A 17035-nucleotide genomic window follows, 5' to 3' on the forward strand; every position below is an offset into this window, starting at 1 on the left:
CATGCAGCCCGTTGTGTTATTGATCTCGCTGATCCTGATGGCAGTGCTGTCACTTGTCTTCTGGTTGGCCGTGCGGGCTTCTGATGGGCCGGAACCCGGACCCAAGGCCAACTCGAAACGTTCGGGCTTGATCTGGGCAATGACGATTGTCGGCGTAATTGTTGCGGTTGGCACATTGCGACCGTGGCCGCATGCCGTAGCCAGCACAGACGACGCCTTGACCGTCTCTATCACCAGCGGGCAGTGGTGGTGGGATATCGACACCGTCGAGATCCCCGCTGGAATACCCATAAACTTTAGCGCCACGACCGAGGACGTTACCCACGGATTGGGCATTTACACCTCAGACCTTCGCCTTCTGACGCAGGTCCAGGTGATCCCGGGCTACACAACCAAAGTCACGTATACGTTCGATGATCCGGGCTCCTACCAGATCCTGTGCATGGAGTTCTGCGGAGTGGCACATCAGGACATGGTCAACGAATTCGAAGTCGTCGCGGTGGAGGACTGAATGAGCACTGCATCTGAACCTTTTGCGGGGAAATCAATCGCCGCTGAACCTCAAACCGGAGCGGTCAAGCTCACGATGATCCTTTCAGGCGTGGTTTTTGCCTTGATGATGGTCTTTGGCCTGATCATGCGCGCCGCGCAGGGTCAATGGATCGAAGTGGATCCTGCATTGTTCTATCAGCTCCTGACGGCCCATGGTGCCGGAATGGTCGGTACAGCGGCGCTGTCTGGCGCCGCGATCATGTGGTATTTTTGCGGACGTCACATTGTCCTGACAGCTGCAATTTTCTGGGCTTTCCTTGCCCTGTTCCTGTTGGGTGTTGTCCTGATCCTAGGCTCGATCTTCATCGGCGGATATGGCGGCGCATGGACATTCCTGTTTCCGTTGCCCGCGATGTCCGGCGGAGCGTGGGAAGCGGGTGCGGCTGCTGCGTTCATGCTTGGATATGTTTCGATCGGCGTTGGCTTTCTGCTGTATTATCTGGAACTCGGTCGTCAGATTCATGCACGCTATGGTAGCCTTGTCCGGGCACTGGGCTGGAACTTGATCCTTGGGCGCGAGGACAAAAATCCTCCGCCGCCAACCATCGTCGCGGCGGCGGCGGTGACTATTTTCAATTCGATCGGGATCATCCTTGGTGCTGCCGTATTGGTGGCGAGCTTTGTCCACCTGCTGGTCCCAGGATTTGAAGTAAATGCGCTGCTGGCCAAGAACCTGATCTATTTCTTTGGCCACGTTTTCATCAATGCCTCGATCTATATGGCAGTGACTGCGGTTTATGAAATCCTGCCGGAATACACCGGCAAGCCTTGGAAATCGAACCGACTGTTTGCGATAGCCTGGAATGCCGTACTGATATTCGTGATGGCTGTTTACTGGCACCATCTGCTGCAAGATGTTGTCATGCCACCCTGGATGCTGGTGATCGGGCAACTGGTTTCGTACTTCAGCGGCATTCCCCTTATCGCGGTCACGGCGTTTTCCACATTCCTCTACGTGCGCGGCTCAAAAATGACCTGGGATCTGACGTCCTCGCTGCTGGTTCTGTCCGTGGCAGGCTGGGCGGTTGGCTCAATCCCCGCGTCGATCGATGGAATGATCAGCGTGAACAAGGTGATGCACAACACTATGTGGGTCCCCGGGCATTTCCACACCTATCTATTGCTGGGTGAAGTGGCGATGGCTTTTGGTTTCATGGCCTGGTTGGTCCGTGGCAAAACCATCGCCCAGATGAGCGGGCTGGACCGTGCCGCCTTTGTGACCTACCTCGCGGGTGCTGCTGGGTTTGTGACAGTGTTTCTGTTCTCTGGCGCGGCTTCGATTCCCCGCCGTTGGGCGGTGCACTACGAAGAATGGCTGACCCATGACCGCATTGGCACTTTGTTCAGCGGGCTTGTTGTGTTGGGAACGTTGCTCTTTGTTCTGCGCTTTGTGCTGCGTCTTGGGCGGAGCAACGGCTGATGATGGTCCGCGCTCTTCCCTCGGTTCTTGTCGCAAGCATAGGCTTGGGAACACTCTGGCATGCCACTGACGGAGTGCAGGCATTCACTAGCGAAGCCGCGCGGAGACTGGATGTGGAACGCGCTCCACGTCCAGTTCCAGCCCTGCAACTGGAAGATATGTCAGGTCAGTTGCTGCCTCTGTCACCGCAAGGGAAAGAGGTGGTTCTGGTCGAGTTCATCTACACTGTCTGTGGCGACATCTGTCAGATTGCTGCAGCGGATTTTGCCGAGATCCGGGATCAACTGGAGCTGCGTGAAATGCCCGTCCGGATGATCTCGGTCAGCTTCGATCCTGAGCGGGATACACCAGAGCAGATGGCAGTTTATGGAGAGGCCCATGAGGCAGATGGCAAAATGTGGACCGTCGCGCGGCCTAGGCCGGAAGAGTTGCCGGCATTGTTGAAGCTGTTTGACGTGACTGTCATCCCGGATGAGTGGGGCGGGTTTCAGCACAATGCCGCGATCCATGTGATTGACAGCGACGGCAGATTTTCGGCGGTGTTTGATACCGATGCGATCGACGCTGTTCTAAACCATTTGGAGGAGCGCAACTCATGAAGTTGCTTGGTCGTGCCTTCCTCGCGGCGGCCGAAGCTGTCGCACTTCGTTATGCGGTCATTGAAAGCCCGATCCAGCATGTCTTGGTGCAGATGCCATTGCTGGTTTTGGCCGGGGTTTTGTTAGCCTGGAACAGGCAGGTTCGGCAAGAATGGGCGGTTCCATTGCTGCTTGTCGCCTTAACCGTCTTTCTGTTCTGGATGCTTCCGCGAAATGTCGATTGGGCGCTGACATCGACGGGCGAAATTGCCAAATACCTAAGCTTGCCACTGTTGTTGGGCGTTCCTCTAAGGGTGTCCTGGCCCAGGCTGGGCCCGGTCCTGAGGGGGTTTCTGAAGGCGAATGCGCTGTCGATGCTGGGCGTGCTGGGATTTCTGTACACGCATGCACCTGTCAGGATCTGCAACTCCTACCTGGTCTCGGCTCAGAAGGATCTGGGCATGGCCTTTCTCTACCTCGCTGCTGGCTTGGCCTGTCTCTGGGCTATCCCGATCCTGTTTGGAATTCCAAACGGCCAAAGGTCGAATGCGACCAGCTGCGCAAGCTGTGGAGTGTAATACGAAATGACCTATGCTGACACAGTCATTGGGTTTGCAGAACTGGCGCAAAAGAAAAGCGTCAACCTGCGAGCAGATCCAATCGCCTTTCTGATCCTCGCAGTAAAGGCAGGCGCGTTTGTTGGGGCGGGCATCCTGCTGATCTTTTCCGTGGGGCAGGGCGCGGATCCATCCATCCGTCCCATCGTCATGGGGGCTAGCTTCGGTATCGCCTTGACCCTTGTGGTCTTTGCAGGGGCCGAGCTGTTCACCGGTCACACCATGTACATGACGCACGGATTACTTGCCAAAAGTATTGCGTGGTCGGATGTGCTGCGCTGTTGGTTTGTCAGTTGGGCAGGAAATCTGATCGGGGCCATATTGTTGACGTTGCTGTTCGTCGTAGGCGGTGGCGGACTTATCCTGGGAGCAGGAGAAGACGCTTTGCTTTACAAGGTAGCCGCCAAGAAGATGCACGGCACTGAGTTGGAGCTGTTCGCCAAAGCGATCCTGTGCAATTGGCTGGTTTGTCTCGCCTTGTGGTGTTCGGCGCGCGCAAAAGACGATGTTACCAAATGCATCGTCATCTTCTGGTGCCTGTATGCATTTATCGCTGCCGGGTTTGAACACAGCGTTGCGAACATGACCGTATTTTCACTGGTGCTGCTCTCTGATCATCCCGACAGCATCACTCTGGCCGGAGCCGCCCACAATTTGACGTATGTCACCTTGGGCAACGCATTCGCCGGTGCCGGGATCATGGGCTACGGCTATTGGCGAGCGGCGTCGAAGCCCACGGTCAAGGGTATCGCGACGCCCGCGTCAACCAGACATCCTGTCTAGTGAGGGCGTGATCATGAGCGTGACACAACCTGTCAATATCCCCGTCTCCAAAGACCGATAAGCAAATGCCGGGCCTGTGTCTGGGGCCGAGCAACTCAAAAAGGTAGGATCACTCACAATCTCCAACTGGATGTATTCGCTGGAAATCGCATACTTTCTTGTTAGGGTGCAGCCGGCGCAGAATTCAATCTGCAGCCGTTTGCACAGCGTTTATTGGAGCTGCCATTTGATCATTCCATTTCATGTGCGGGAGATGCTGCGGCGCATCAAAATGCGATATGATGTTGAACGCACGCCACAGCAGATGGCCCCAAGCGACGAAGTGTTTTCGCCTTTACGCCCCTCTCGCAAGGCTGACCGTAAGACTGTTGCGCGGTTCTGGGATCATCTAAAGCCCAAGGCAAGCGGCGCAGATCAGGCATTGATTGCGGATCCTGCAACAGTCGAGGCATCTGAAACCTACAGCGCCAATATTGAAAACTTCATTGGAACTGTGAAAGTGCCAGTTGGCATCGTCGGGCCTTTGCGCATGAACGGTATGAACGCCAACGGGGATTTTTATGTGCCTCTGGCGACGACTGAGGCCGCGCTTGTTGCCTCTTATGCGCGGGGGGCCTTTGCAGCTGGCCGGTCTGGTGGGGTCAGCACAGCTGTTTTGTATGAAGGTGTTTTGCGTACGCCGGCCTTTGTGTTCGAAAGCCTTTTGCAGGCCGGTCAGTTCGTGGATTGGGTGGTCAGCAATGTCGATGAACTCCAGGCGGCGGCTGATGCCACAACCGGGCATGGTAAACTTGTCTCGCTGGAGCCTTTCATAGACACAAATATCGTCTTTCTGATTTGCCGCTACACCACAGGTGATGCGGCCGGTCAGAACATGGTAACCATTGCAACGGATGCTCTGTGTTGCACCATCACCAAAGACTGTCCAGTTCCAATTGAGAACTGGTATATTGAGGGAAATTTTTCAGGCGACAAAAAAGCCTCGGCGCTTGGATTGGTAACGGGTCGTGGCCGAAAGGTTAGCGCGTCGGTAACCTTGCCTGCGGACGTCGTGGAAAAGACGCTTGGCACCACCGTGGATGCCATGCTGGCTTATGGTCGGGTCGCCAATCTTGGGTCACATCTGTCGGGTCAGCTTGGAGCTCAGGCCCATTATGCCAATGGGCTTGCTGCCTTTTACATAGCAACTGGGCAGGACGCGGCTTGTGTCGCTGAAAGCGCGATGGGGGTGACGCGGATGGAGCCCAGAGGGGATGATCTTTTCTGCTCGGTGACGCTCCCGAACATCCTTGTCGGCTCCGTGGGCGGTGGTACCGGTTTGCCCAGCCAGACTGCGGCACTGAACATTCTGGGATTGAAAGGCGCCGGCCACGGCACGGCGCTGGCCGAAGTGGCTGCCGCCATATGCCTGTGCGGAGAAATATCGATTGTCGCTGCAATCGCTGCGGGGCATTTCACGCGAGCCCATGAAAGTTTGGCCCGCCAAAGATGACTTTGCTGGCTCGACTGTGGATATATCAATCCGAACGCTTCCCACTGAAGAAAACTGTTCCGCTTTTGCTGGTGTTTTCAGCAGCAAGTATCTGTGTATCGGCCCGGCTTGCTGATCGACCATTGCCCGAGTGGTCTGCCTTTGTGGTGGGGTTCGTACTGGCGATGGCGCTGTTTTTCCAGATGCGCGTTTGCGACGAATTCAAGGATGCCGAGGACGACCGCCGCTACCGGCCCGAGCGACCGATACCCCGAGGGCTGGTGTCCCCGGCTGAGGTGCTTGTCCTTGGCTTGCTGACTCTACCCATGGCCGCCGCCGCTGCATGGTTTTGGTACCTCCCGGTTCTGTGGTGCCTTTTTTTGGTTTGGGTATGGCTGGCGGCAATGACGGCCGAGTTCGGGGTGCCAACCTGGTTAAAGGCGCGCCCAGTTCTTTATCTCGTCAGTCATATGGCGATCATGCCGCTGATTGACTTGCTGCTGACCAGCATCGAATGGCTTCCGGCCGGAAGGGCCGCATCAAAGCTGTGGTTATTTCTGGCGTTGTCTTTCGTGAATGGCTGCGTTCTTGAGATCGGTCGCAAGCTATGGTCGCCCGAAAACGAAATTGACGGGGTGGACACCTATTCCGGTCTTTGGGGGTATCGCCGCGCCGCTATCATTTGGCTGTGCTGCGTTGTGCTGTCATTCGTGTTTCTGGTTGGCACGGGGTTTGCGTCTGGAGCTGGTTGGTTAACCGTATTGGTCGGGGCCGCTGCTTTCGTGCCTTGTGGTCTTGCGGCACGCAGCTATGTGAAAGCTCCAACACCCAAGGCACAGGACAGGATGGACGCAATCGCGGGACTATGGGTATTTTTCTGCTATGCCACTGCGGGCTTTCTGCCGTTCCTGATCGGAGGCTTTAGATGACCCTTATCATCAATCAATCCGATGCGACTGACCCAACAGTGGTCGGAGGAAAAGCCGCTGCGCTATCAAACCTCGCTCGTCGCGGATTCAATCCACCTGCGTTTTTTGTTATCACCGATGCCGCATTCCGTGCAGGTAAGACAGGGCCTGTCGCAGCACGTGGGTTGAGTAAGGCGCTTGGCGCTGCACTGGATGCGTTGGGTCCGGGGTATTATGCAGTGCGTAGTTCCGGTCGTGCCGAAGATGGTGTCGAACACAGCCATGCAGGTCAGTTTGATACGGTTTTGAATGTCACCGGTAGCAAGGTCATACAGGCGGCAAAACAGGTTTGGCAATCGGGGTTTGCGGATACGATCGCCACTTATCGCTCGGTCAAATCCGGGGGCGAGGCAGAAGCGCCCGCGATAATCGTACAGCGCATGATTGAGGCGACGACCGCGGGTGTTGCTTTTTCGGCCGATCCAGTGACAGGGCAGCGAAACACCGTTGTCGTGTCTGCCATCAAAGGTTTAGGCGATGCGCTGGTAGCAGGTGAAGTCGATGGTGAGGATTGGATTATTGATCAAGCCAAACAGCCCGAGTGCGCACAAACCACGCCTCAGGTTTTGACACCGGATCAGGTACTGCAGGTTGCGATGCTGGCGCGCAAAGCGGAAGAAGCTTTTGGCGTCCCGCAAGACATCGAATGGGCGTTCGATGCGGATGCGCTGCACATTCTTCAGGCTCGGCCGATTACGACCGAGCTGCGACCAGTGGCGGTGCCGGATGATGTACTTACCATTTTTGACAATTCGAACATCGTCGAAAGCTATCCGGGTATGGTCAGTCCACTGACCTATTCTTTTGCCCTGCACGTCTACTCACGGGTTTATCGCGCTTTTGTGCGGCTTCTGGGCGTTTCGAATAAAACCGTCGCGCAGAACTCAGCCATATTCGACAATTTTCTTGGGCGTATTGATGGGCGTGTCTACTACAATCTGGTCAACTGGTATCGGGCGCTGGCGTTGCTGCCGGGGTTCTCGCTGAATCGCGATTACATGGAAACGATGATGGGTGTGTCCGAACCCATGCCCCGCGAGATTACAGATGGCATTGGACCTGCTCCTGCCAGAGGTGTGCGCAAGATACTGGAATACGCCAAACTAGCGACGGTAGCGGGCAGTCTGATCTGGCAGGCCGTGCGTTTGCCGCGCACGCGGCGTAAATTCTATGTCAGGCTGAACGATGTTCTGGACCGTGGTCTGGACATAGAAGCTGCGAATGCGACCGAACTGGCCGCCGAGTATCGTCAGATCGAAAGCACTCTTCTAGATCGCTGGGATGCGCCGCTTATCAATGATTTCCTTTGCATGATCGCGTTTGGGGCATCGCGCAACTTGCTGCTCAAGTGGTTGGGTGAAGACGGGCTGTTGCTGCATAACGACGTCATGATTGGTCAGGGTGATATCGTCTCAGCCGAACCGGCGCAGCGTATTGCCCGCATGGCCGGCTTGGTCCGCGAGGTCGGGATTGCTGATCAGCTAGGCGCGGAATGCCGGTTGGAAACCCTTGCTCCTTACCCTGAGATCGAAGCCGAGGTTAGATCTTATCTCGATAAATTCGGGGATCGATGCACTGAGGAGTTGAAGCTGGAGAGCATTCCGCTGCGCGATGATCCCACCAGCCTGTTGATGGCCGTCGCAGCCAGTGCCGCCCGTCCCGAGGGTAAGCGACACATCGGCACCGAGCCGGATTGGAAAACCCTGTTTCCCGGCAATCCGCTGAAACGCTACCTATCCAAATGGTTCGTAGGCTGGGCCAAGGGCCGCGTACGTGACCGTGAAAACCTGCGCTTTGAACGCACCCGTATTTTTGGCCATGCCAGACGTGTTTTTCTGGGAATTGGTCGAGAGTTTTCGGCAAGGGGGCTGCTTGCGGAACCCCGCGACGTATTTCATCTGACGACGTATGAAGTCTTGGGAGCCGTCGAAGGGTTCAGCCTATCGCCTAATCTGAAAACCATAGTCGCGCAGCGTCAGCGCGAAGAATCCGCTGCGTCCCAGCGTCCGGATCCGCCAGAACGTATAGAAATTCGAGGTCCCGCCATTGCTCCGATTTGGGCGGAAATAGAAGAGGTAGACAGTGATCCGGAGCGGATAAAATCCGGTACCGGCTGTTCAGCTGGACAAGTTATAGCAAAGGCCCGTGTGATCCGTGACCCGCGGACTGAGGCGCTGCAACCTGGTGACATCCTCGTGGCGCGTCACACCGATCCGGGCTGGATCGCAGTATTTTCGAACGCCTCGGCCATTGTTGTGGAACGGGGGTCACTTTTGTCGCATTCCGCAATAGTGGCGCGAGAGTTGGGAATCCCATGTGTGGTCGGTCTGAAAGGGGCCACTCATTGGATCAAGGATGGCGAAACCCTGTCGGTCGACGGGGCAAGTGGCAAGGTGGAACGGTGCGATGGGGCATAGTGAAATCGAAGGCAAGGCTGATTTTGATCACATCCGCTATGCACAGCTGTGGGAAGATGCAGACGTTTTGACCGACGCGCTGGGCGATTGTGCGGGGGGGACGCTGGTATCCATCTGCTCGGCCGGGGATAATGCGCTGGCTATGTTGATACTCGATCCAGCGAAAGTTGTGGTTGTCGATTTGTCGCCAGCACAAATCGCCTGCCTAAAGCTACGAATTGGCGCTTTCCAGACCCTGACACATCCCGAGTTTCTGGAGCTGACGGGATCGCAGCCCAGTAAGAGGAGAGCAGCCCTGCTGGAGCGAGCTTTGCAGGATACCGACCCTGAAACCCGAACCTTCTGGAGTGGTTTTGTCCCTGACGTGGAACGTTACGGGGCAGGCGGGGTTGGCAAGTTCGAGCGGTATTTTCGCATCTTCCGTACCCGGCTTTTGCCGTTTGTGCATTCCCGACGTACGATTGATGACGTTTTTACGCCCCGGTCACCTGAGGCGCGCGAGGTTTTTTTCGATACGCGCTTTGACACCTTCAGATGGCGGCTGTTGTTGAATGTGTTCTTTTCCCGCTTTGTGATGGGGCGCATGGGCCGCGATAAGGCGTTTTTCGATCACGTCGAGGGCAGCCCGGCCCAGCATGTGGCTCGTCGCATTCGCCATGCGGGCGTTGATACCGACCCGTCACAGAACCCCTATTTGCACTGGATTCTGAAAGGCACGCACGGAGACGCGTTGCCGATGGCATGGCGGCCCGAGCATTTTGATACGATCCGCACCCGCTTGGATCGTCTCGATATCCGTCCGGGATCATTAGAGGCTTTTGTCTCGACCGGTGAAAAAGCCGACGGGTTCAACCTGTCTGACATTTTCGAATACATGTCGCCCGATGTATTCGAGCAAGTCTATGGCTCGATCCTGTCAGCTGCCGCGCCCAAGGCACGTCTCGTGTATTGGAACATGATGGCACCGCGCCGCGTGCCTGCGCGATACAGGAGCGGAGTTGAAACACATCGCACGACTGAGGATCGACTGAAGTCACGCGACATGGCGTTTTTCTACTCGGATTTCGTCGTGGAAGAGGTGCTTTCGTGAGCATCCAGGCCCAGATTTTACTGGCCTTGGCGTCTGTTGCGGCCCTGTTGGGATTGATGGCCGTTGTCCGATGGCTGGCGCAAAAGGTCGGCTTGAGCGCAGAAGTGCAACGTAAACTGATGCATGTTGGAACCGGACTCTTTACACTGGTTCTGCCGTGGATTTTTCCGGAACGCTGGCCAATATACATGCTAATCGGGGTAACGCTGATCGTCATGCTGATCTTGCGCCTGCCCCGGTTCTCACAAGGTCTGGGCGCAACCCTACACAGCGTCGAGCGCACGTCATACGGCGATTTCCTGTTGGCGCTATCCGTTGGGCTTTGCTTGTTGCTGGCCGGGGAAAACACCCTGTATTACGTGCTTCCGATCGCCGTTTTAACACTGGCTGATGCCGCAGCCGCGCTTGCCGGGACCACGTACGGGACCAAACGCTATGTGGTCGAAGATGGCGAAAAAAGCCTAGAAGGGTCAGTGGTGTTTTTTGTCGTAACGCTATTGGTTGCGATCATCTGCTTCTTGTTTTCGTCGAAACTCCCACCGTCCAACATCATGATGCTGTGCCTTATGGTTGCGGCCTTTGGCACATTGGTCGAGGCACAAAGCTGGCGGGGGTTTGACAATTTGTTCCTGCCGCTTGGCTTGCTGATTTTTTTGAAAGTTCACTACTACAGCTCCTTGGCAGAGCTGGCGTTGCTGGCCATTTTGTTCTTTGCCGCACTTGCCAGTTTTGGGGTGGTGGGAACCAAGCTGGGCCTGACCAAACATACGACCCGTGTGTATGTTGTTGCGGTTTTTCTGCTGCTAGCGACCGCGAAACTGCAGAACACAGTACTGCCGATCATGGTTCTCGCGGCACACGGCTGGGCGCGTACTGCTTCTCCTTGCGACAGTAAGTTCCCCGATTTGGATATCGTAGCCGCCTTGGGGCTAATAGGGTTCGGCTGGCTTGCAGCGGGAAATGCAACGGGATGGGATGCAATATCCTTTTTTGGACTGAGTGCAATGGGGTTGGCCATGGGGCTCACAGCTGTGGCGCTGCGTGCCATTCCTATTGCGATACCGCTTGCTGCCGCTGTTCTGTTTCTAATCCGTACCTGGGCGGTTTCCCTGAATTCTGACCAATCAAACTGGGCCGAGCCTTTGACCGCGCTCTCACTTGTATCACTCGCATTTATGGCGATTGTGCCCTTGGTGCTCCCGAATTTGCTCCAAAAGAACCGCGTTTCGAGGCTCACGCTTTTGGCGCTGTTACCTCCGCTTGCCTATTACATCTGGTCCATAGCAGGGTCTATTGACGGCGGGATTGTTGCTAGAGTTGTATCATGACGAAAGAAAACATTCAGACCAAAGGCGCCAAACTATCTGTTTATCTGCAGGGCCCTGATTGGGATGGTGCCCCAGCTGCAACAATAGGCGACTTCTCGTGCGAGACCCCAGAGGCCGGTCTGGAGGTACTGCAAACGGCTATTGGGCGGGTCCGGTACGCCGGGGTTGATCGGATTATTGGACCTATGTCCGGTGATACATGGCACAGTTATCGGTTTGTATCGGACAGTGATGGATCAGCACCCTTTTTAATGGAGCCGACGCACAAATCACATGAGCCCGATGTGTTTAGGGCGGCAGGATTTGCCGCCATCAGCAAGTATTTCTCGGCGCGAGTATCATTGGCGCAAACGGCCAATTCGTCTCTAGCTGCAGTTGATGGGTTCGACGTAGAACCCTGGGACGGAACCAACCCTGAGGAGTTGTTCCGGCAGGTGTATCAACTATCTGTCGAGGCTTTTTCCCGAAACGCTTTTTATAAACCTATTTCTGAGCGCGATTTTCTTGCAATGTATATGCCTGTTGTTCCGATGTTGAAGCGCGAGCTTATCTTTTTTGCCCGCCGTCCGGACAGCTCATTAGCGGGCTTTCTGTTTGGTATTCCGAACTATGCTGAAGGCCCAAACCCAACAGCCGCGATCCTGAAAACTTATGCAAGCCTTGAGCGTGGTGCGGGTCGCCATTTGGCCAGTCATTTCCACAAGTCTGCTCTGAAGCTAGGCTTTGATTCCGCTATCCACGCGCTGATCCATGATGACAACCAATCAGCGGATCGCAGTGTTGTTGAAGGGGCCACCGTATTTCGACGGTACAACCTGTTAGGACTGCGCCTGGATGACTAACTTGTTGGACCAATTTGCCGTAGCGGTTGATAGACACCCGGACCGGACGGCCATTGTTGAAGGCAGCGGTCGCGAGGTCACCTTTCGTGATGTGCAGATACGCGCGCAGCAAATGGCTAGAAAGTGGAGACGTAAGGGGATTGGGCGTGGCGACCGCGTTCTTCTGGCGATGCCGGTCAACGCTAATCTCTACGCTAGTCTTGCGGCCTTGTGGTCGTTGGGCGCAACGGTGGTTTTGCCTGAACCCACGATGGGACTCGCGGGGCTGCGTCATGCAGCGAGAACGACCCGACCCAAGGCTTTTTGCGCGTCGGGTTATTTTGCGTTGCTCAGGTTTGTTGTGCCGGAACTCTTCAGGCTGCGCCTTTTGCTACCAGGTACCGCCCGGGGTGATCTGAGCGTCGCGCCCGTTCAAGACGGTGACACGGCGCTCATTTCCTTTACATCCGGCACTACAGGTCAGGCCAAGGCCATCCCCCGCAGCCACGCGTTTCTGATGGCACAACATGATGCCATTGCGCCGCTTCTGGACAGTGATGCAGTTGAACGGGATCTGGTAGCGTTTCCGGTGTTTACCCTGATCAACCTGGCGGCTGGGCGCACGACAGTTCTGCCGAATTGGAGAATGAGCAATCTGGATCGACTATCCTCCGAACAGTTTGCGGGCTGGATATCGAAGCAGCAAGTGACCCGTCTTTTGATCCCTCCGTCGTTGTGCGAAAAACTTGCACAGCGTAAAGATACGGGCCGGCTGCACACAGTCTTCACCGGCGGCGGTCCGGTATTCCCTGACCTGATTGAAAGGCTTCTCGCCAATTCCGGTCTGGACGTGGTCTGTGTCTATGGGTCAACCGAAGCTGAACCGATTGCGCATCTTGATGCGCGGGAAATCACCGAAGTTGATCAACTTGAAATGGCGGCGGGCAAGGGGCTTCTTGTTGGGCATCCGGTTTCGAAAATCAAACTCCGAATTCAGGACGATGAAGTTCAGGTGGCGGGCGATCATGTAAATGATGGCTATCTTGATCTCGCACACTCCAAGGAAAACAAAATCAAAGACGGTACTACGATTTGGCATCGAACCGGCGACGCGGGTCGGTTAGATGATCAGGGGCGATTGTGGCTGTGGGGCAGACTGGGGAGCGATGTGACAACCCCGGCTGGTCAAACCTTTCCTTTTGCAATCGAAGTAGCTGCCCGGCAATGGCCGAGCGTGACGAACAGCGCGCTCATGAGCTTCGATGGGCGTCCGATTTTATGCATTGAAGGCGACGCGGATCAGCTTTCAAACTGGAATAGCCTGGCGCAGGAATTCGGTGTTGCCAATGTGACCCATGTGAAAAAAATGCCTATGGACAAACGGCACAGGTCCAAAGTTGATCGGAAAAAACTCACCCAATTATTGGGTTATTAGATCACAGAATTTTCACCTTAAGAGCTCCAACGGAAAACCGTGGTCGAGCACACTTTTTGCCTTCCAACCGAAAGGTAGGAAAGTCCGGGTGCTTATGAAAAACCAGTGCCAGTATAGCTGCTCGCCGCATGAATGATTATTTCTCCCACTGCAAGTTGGCTGTGAGAAAGCGCAAGGGACAGGATGGGCTCATTTGAGACATTTATCGCAGCGTCGATGAGGTGTCGTTGTTCGTTCTGGGTTAGAAATGCTTGATGTTTGGGTCAGAATTGAATGAACCAGACCCAACCGTCACAGTTGGACTAGAAATGTGATGAACGTTCGACGTCAGAAGGCGGCTCAATGTAGGGCATCAGCCGAATTTGATCTTTGGGTGGCTTTGTTGATGGCTTAAACAAACATCACATTAGCACATTGCGATGTCGTCAGGAGGAGGCACCCACGTCATCAGCAAAGCCTATCCCAACCTTGGCTGGTCTCGCTCTAGGCATTTCCGTTCAAATATCGCGTCATATCCGGAGCGGCCATAAGCGTCTGAATGAAAGTCCCGAAGTGTTCAAGCGACCCTGCGCGCGGGTCGCTGTCGCGCCATGCCAGTCTGATAGAACGGCCAAAGATCCCATCAGCAATGGGATGTGTCGTTGCCAAGCCGCCGAAACGATCAGGGCCACTCACAGACAATGCCGGAAACAGCGCACAACCCTCTCCGAGTGCGACCATTTGCCGGAGCATTTCAAGGCTGCTCGCCACCCTCTGTCTAGGTCGGTCAATCCGATCGCAAAATGCTACGGTCTGATCCCTTAGGCAGTGCTCTTGAGAAAGCAGAACGAGCTGAGAGGACAGAACCTTGGACCAGCGAACTTTCTCATTGGGTCTGAAGTCCAGATCCTTGGGGCAGGCAAAAACAAATGGTTCGTGAAACAACGGAAGCGCTCTCAGTACAGGCTGTTTCGGGGCCGTCGCAATCAGTGCAGCGTCCAGCGTCCTCCTGACGAGCATCTCTTCAAGAACGTGAGTGGGTTCTTCGAACAATGACAACTGGAGATTGGGGTACGCATTTTTGAGAGACTTGAGGATAAGCGGCAGCAAGTAAGGCCCAAGTGTTGGAAGTACACCAAATTTTAACTCTCCCTCCAGATTGTCACTTAGGCTAAGCGACAATTCCAGCAGTTCACGGGCTTCTGTCAGAAGGATTTCTGCTTTTTGCAGAACTATCTGTCCATTTTGCGTCAACGAAATATGCCGTCCGTGGCGTTCGAATATCGAAAAGCCAAGGCGCGCCTCCAGCTTGGATACCTGTTGGCTGATTGCAGGTTGTGAAACCCCACAGATATCAGCCGCCCGGCCAAAATGGCCTTCTTCGGCAATGCTTTGAATGTACTCAAGATCTCTGAGTGAAAGGCCGGCGACTGAGGTTCTTCTAACCATGCATCACCTCTGATTATCGATCGGATAATTTATATAAGTTGGAGTAATTTGGCTGTTTTCGGTTTTGTCCTGCCAATACCAACTCAGGAGATTGACATGACCAGTAAATCGAAGCTGACCACCGCATTTGGCGCGCCAGTGCCTGACAACCAACACACACTGACGGCGGGGCCGCGTGGACCTGCGCTGCTTCAAGATGTTTGGTTTCTCGAGAAGATGGCCCACTTTGATCGCGAGGTGATCCCCGAACGTCGGATGCATGCCAAAGGGTCTGGCGCTTACGGTACATTCAAAGTGACCCATGACATCACCCAGTATACGCGTGCCAAAATGTTCTCTGATGTTGGCAAGAAGACGGATCTCTTCCTGCGGTTCTCGACCGTTGCAGGGGAACGCGGCGCAGCGGATGCAGAACGGGATATCCGCGGCTTCGCTATCAAGTTTTATACGGAAGAGGGCAACTGGGATCTTGTGGGCAACAACACCCCTGTGTTCTTCCTTCGCGATCCGCTGAAATTTCCCGATCTCAACCATGCCGTCAAACGCGATCCGCGGACGAACATGCGCAGTGCGGATAGCAATTGGGATTTCTGGACCAGCCTTCCCGAAGCCTTGCTTCAGGTGACGATTGTTATGTCTGACCGGGGGATTCCGGCCACCTACAGACACATGCACGGCTTTGGCAGCCACACGTTCAGCTTTATCAACTCGGACAACGAGCGGTTCTGGGTCAAATTCCATTTCAAAACGCAACAGGGGATAAAAAACCTCACCGACGAGGAAGCAGCACAGATCATCTCCGGTGACCGTGAAAGCCATCAGCGAGATCTTTTTGACGCCATTGAAAACGGTGATTTTCCTAAATGGACGCTTTATGTCCAAGTCATGCCAGAGAAGGATGCGGGTACATATCACCTCAACCCGTTTGATCTGACCAAGGTTTGGCCACATGGGGATTTTCCGCTGATTGAGGTTGGCGAGCTGGAATTGAACCGGAACCCTGAGAACTACTTTGCCGAGGTTGAACAAGCAGCCTTCGCCCCCTCTACAATCGTGCCTGGTATCAGCTTTTCGCCGGACAAGATGTTGCAAGGACGTTTGTTTTCTTATGGTGACACTCAGCGGTATCGGTTGGGTGTCAACCATTCCCAGATCCCTGTGAATGCGCCTCGTTGCCCGTATCATTCCTACCATCGTGATGGCGCGATGAGGGTCGACGGCAATGCCGGATCTCGGATTGGTTATGAGCCCAACATGCATGGCGAATGGTCCGAGCAACCGGATTTCTCTGAACCACCTTTGTCCATCGAAGGTGCTGCGGATCATTGGAACCACCGCGAGGATGATGACTACTTCTCGCAGCCCGGTGAGTTGTTCCGCCTGATGACGCCAGAGCAGCAAGAAGTACTGTTCGAAAACACTGCCCGCGCAATCTGGGCTGCACAAAGAGAAATTCAGATCCGCCACATATCGAACTGTTTCAAGGCAGATCCTGCATATGGTGCCGGTGTAGCAAGGGCTCTTGGTTTGACCGATGAAAGTGGGTTCCCCGCGTAAAGACAATTGGCAAGCCCCCGATCTTCGGGGGCTTCCCTGATACTGCGGGGTAGTCGACGGCGGGCACCGTTTGGTGTGATCGGGTATTCCGTCGCTGCGTGTGGCTAAACAGCCTTTTGGCGACGACCTTGGGGAAAGACGGTTTCCATACGCGGGCGCATTGGCCGGCTCACACATTGCAGCTACCTGATGCGCCTTCGTTTTGATTGACGGTGGCGGGATTGCTTGTGACCGATGCGGCCCCTCGTGTCAGAAGACTGCCAATCTCAGACCCCAACTGCAGTTCTGAGACCTGTCCAAGGTGATGCACAACGATCCGTCCCGACTGATCCAACAAGACAAGGCTTGGTGTACCGCGCATGCGAAAGCGGGACATCGTGTTTGGCAATTGCCCCACCCCCTGCCTGTCCACGCCGACAGGGAAGGTGATGCGATATTCATGCAGGAAGGCTTTCAGAGACACCGGTGTCATGGCGTCGTGATGCTCGAACACAGTATGCAAGCCAATCACGGCTACCTTTTCTTCAGGAAACGTTTTTTGAATTGATTGCACCAAGGGAATACCATGCA

General features: G+C 55.0%; 15 protein-coding genes. 13 read left to right on the forward strand and 2 right to left on the reverse strand.

Annotated elements, in window-relative coordinates:
• Window position 1 precedes the first annotated feature (1 nt).
• The 12 genes from AC2FIC_RS04215 (at window position 2) to AC2FIC_RS04270 (ending at window position 13480) form a co-directional block, all read left to right on the forward strand.
• Window positions 2–511 (forward strand): cupredoxin domain-containing protein, encoded by a 510-nt coding sequence (locus tag AC2FIC_RS04215; RefSeq protein WP_496692028.1) that lies wholly within the window; start codon window positions 2–4, stop codon window positions 509–511.
• Window positions 512–1972, forward strand: coding sequence for a cbb3-type cytochrome c oxidase subunit I (locus AC2FIC_RS04220; RefSeq protein ID WP_496692029.1), 1461 nt, complete (start codon window positions 512–514; stop codon window positions 1970–1972).
• Window positions 1972–2571 carry an SCO family protein gene (locus AC2FIC_RS04225; RefSeq protein WP_496708925.1) on the forward strand — a complete coding sequence of 200 codons (600 nt, stop codon included), beginning with the start codon at window positions 1972–1974 and terminating at the stop codon, window positions 2569–2571. Before AC2FIC_RS04220 ends, AC2FIC_RS04225 begins: the two co-directional genes overlap by 1 nt.
• Window positions 2568–3128, forward strand: coding sequence for a hypothetical protein (locus AC2FIC_RS04230; protein ID WP_496692031.1), 561 nt, complete (start codon window positions 2568–2570; stop codon window positions 3126–3128). The genes AC2FIC_RS04225 and AC2FIC_RS04230 overlap by 4 nt, the downstream gene beginning before the upstream one ends.
• A gap of 6 nt (window positions 3129–3134) precedes the next feature.
• Complete coding sequence (locus AC2FIC_RS04235) at window positions 3135–3950, forward strand: formate/nitrite transporter family protein (protein WP_496692032.1); 816 nt, start codon at window positions 3135–3137, stop codon at window positions 3948–3950.
• 271 nt (window positions 3951–4221) lie between these two features.
• Window positions 4222–5442 carry a hydroxymethylglutaryl-CoA reductase gene (locus AC2FIC_RS04240; RefSeq protein ID WP_496692033.1) on the forward strand — a complete coding sequence of 407 codons (1221 nt, stop codon included), beginning with the start codon at window positions 4222–4224 and terminating at the stop codon, window positions 5440–5442.
• Window positions 5439–6350, forward strand: coding sequence for a UbiA family prenyltransferase (locus AC2FIC_RS04245; RefSeq protein WP_496692034.1), 912 nt, complete (start codon window positions 5439–5441; stop codon window positions 6348–6350). Before AC2FIC_RS04240 ends, AC2FIC_RS04245 begins: the two co-directional genes overlap by 4 nt.
• Entirely contained in the window at window positions 6347–8806 is a 2460-nt protein-coding gene (locus tag AC2FIC_RS04250) for a PEP/pyruvate-binding domain-containing protein (protein WP_496692035.1), read from the forward strand. The genes AC2FIC_RS04245 and AC2FIC_RS04250 overlap by 4 nt, the downstream gene beginning before the upstream one ends.
• Window positions 8796–9896, forward strand: coding sequence for a BtaA family protein (locus AC2FIC_RS04255; RefSeq protein WP_496870021.1), 1101 nt, complete (start codon window positions 8796–8798; stop codon window positions 9894–9896). Before AC2FIC_RS04250 ends, AC2FIC_RS04255 begins: the two co-directional genes overlap by 11 nt.
• The gene (locus AC2FIC_RS04260; protein WP_496692037.1) at window positions 9893–11224 is read left to right on the forward strand and encodes a hypothetical protein; all 1332 of its coding nucleotides are present in this window, start codon (window positions 9893–9895) and stop codon (window positions 11222–11224) included. The genes AC2FIC_RS04255 and AC2FIC_RS04260 overlap by 4 nt, the downstream gene beginning before the upstream one ends.
• A complete protein-coding gene (locus tag AC2FIC_RS04265; protein ID WP_496692038.1) occupies window positions 11221–12066 on the forward strand; it encodes a hypothetical protein in 846 nt (281 codons plus the stop codon). Before AC2FIC_RS04260 ends, AC2FIC_RS04265 begins: the two co-directional genes overlap by 4 nt.
• Window positions 12059–13480 (forward strand): AMP-binding protein, encoded by a 1422-nt coding sequence (locus AC2FIC_RS04270; RefSeq protein WP_496692039.1) that lies wholly within the window; start codon window positions 12059–12061, stop codon window positions 13478–13480. Before AC2FIC_RS04265 ends, AC2FIC_RS04270 begins: the two co-directional genes overlap by 8 nt.
• 483 nt (window positions 13481–13963) lie before the next feature.
• On the opposite strand, the gene AC2FIC_RS04275 is transcribed toward AC2FIC_RS04270, so the two are convergent.
• Window positions 13964–14908, reverse strand: a complete 945-nt coding sequence (locus tag AC2FIC_RS04275) for a hydrogen peroxide-inducible genes activator (protein ID WP_496692040.1) — start codon at window positions 14906–14908, stop codon at window positions 13964–13966.
• A gap of 96 nt (window positions 14909–15004) precedes the next feature.
• On the opposite strand from AC2FIC_RS04275, the gene AC2FIC_RS04280 reads away from it, so the two are divergent.
• The gene (locus tag AC2FIC_RS04280) at window positions 15005–16465 is read left to right on the forward strand and encodes a catalase (RefSeq protein ID WP_496692041.1); all 1461 of its coding nucleotides are present in this window, start codon (window positions 15005–15007) and stop codon (window positions 16463–16465) included.
• Between the two features lie 169 nt (window positions 16466–16634).
• Here AC2FIC_RS04280 and AC2FIC_RS04285 read toward each other — a convergent pair whose 3' ends face one another.
• On the reverse strand, window positions 16635–16937 hold the full coding sequence (locus AC2FIC_RS04285; protein WP_496749327.1) for a TlpA family protein disulfide reductase: 303 nt from the start codon (window positions 16935–16937) through the stop codon (window positions 16635–16637).
• Between the last annotated feature and the right edge of the window lie 98 nt (window positions 16938–17035).

This window comes from Ruegeria sp. CDSC079, from assembly GCF_059610505.1.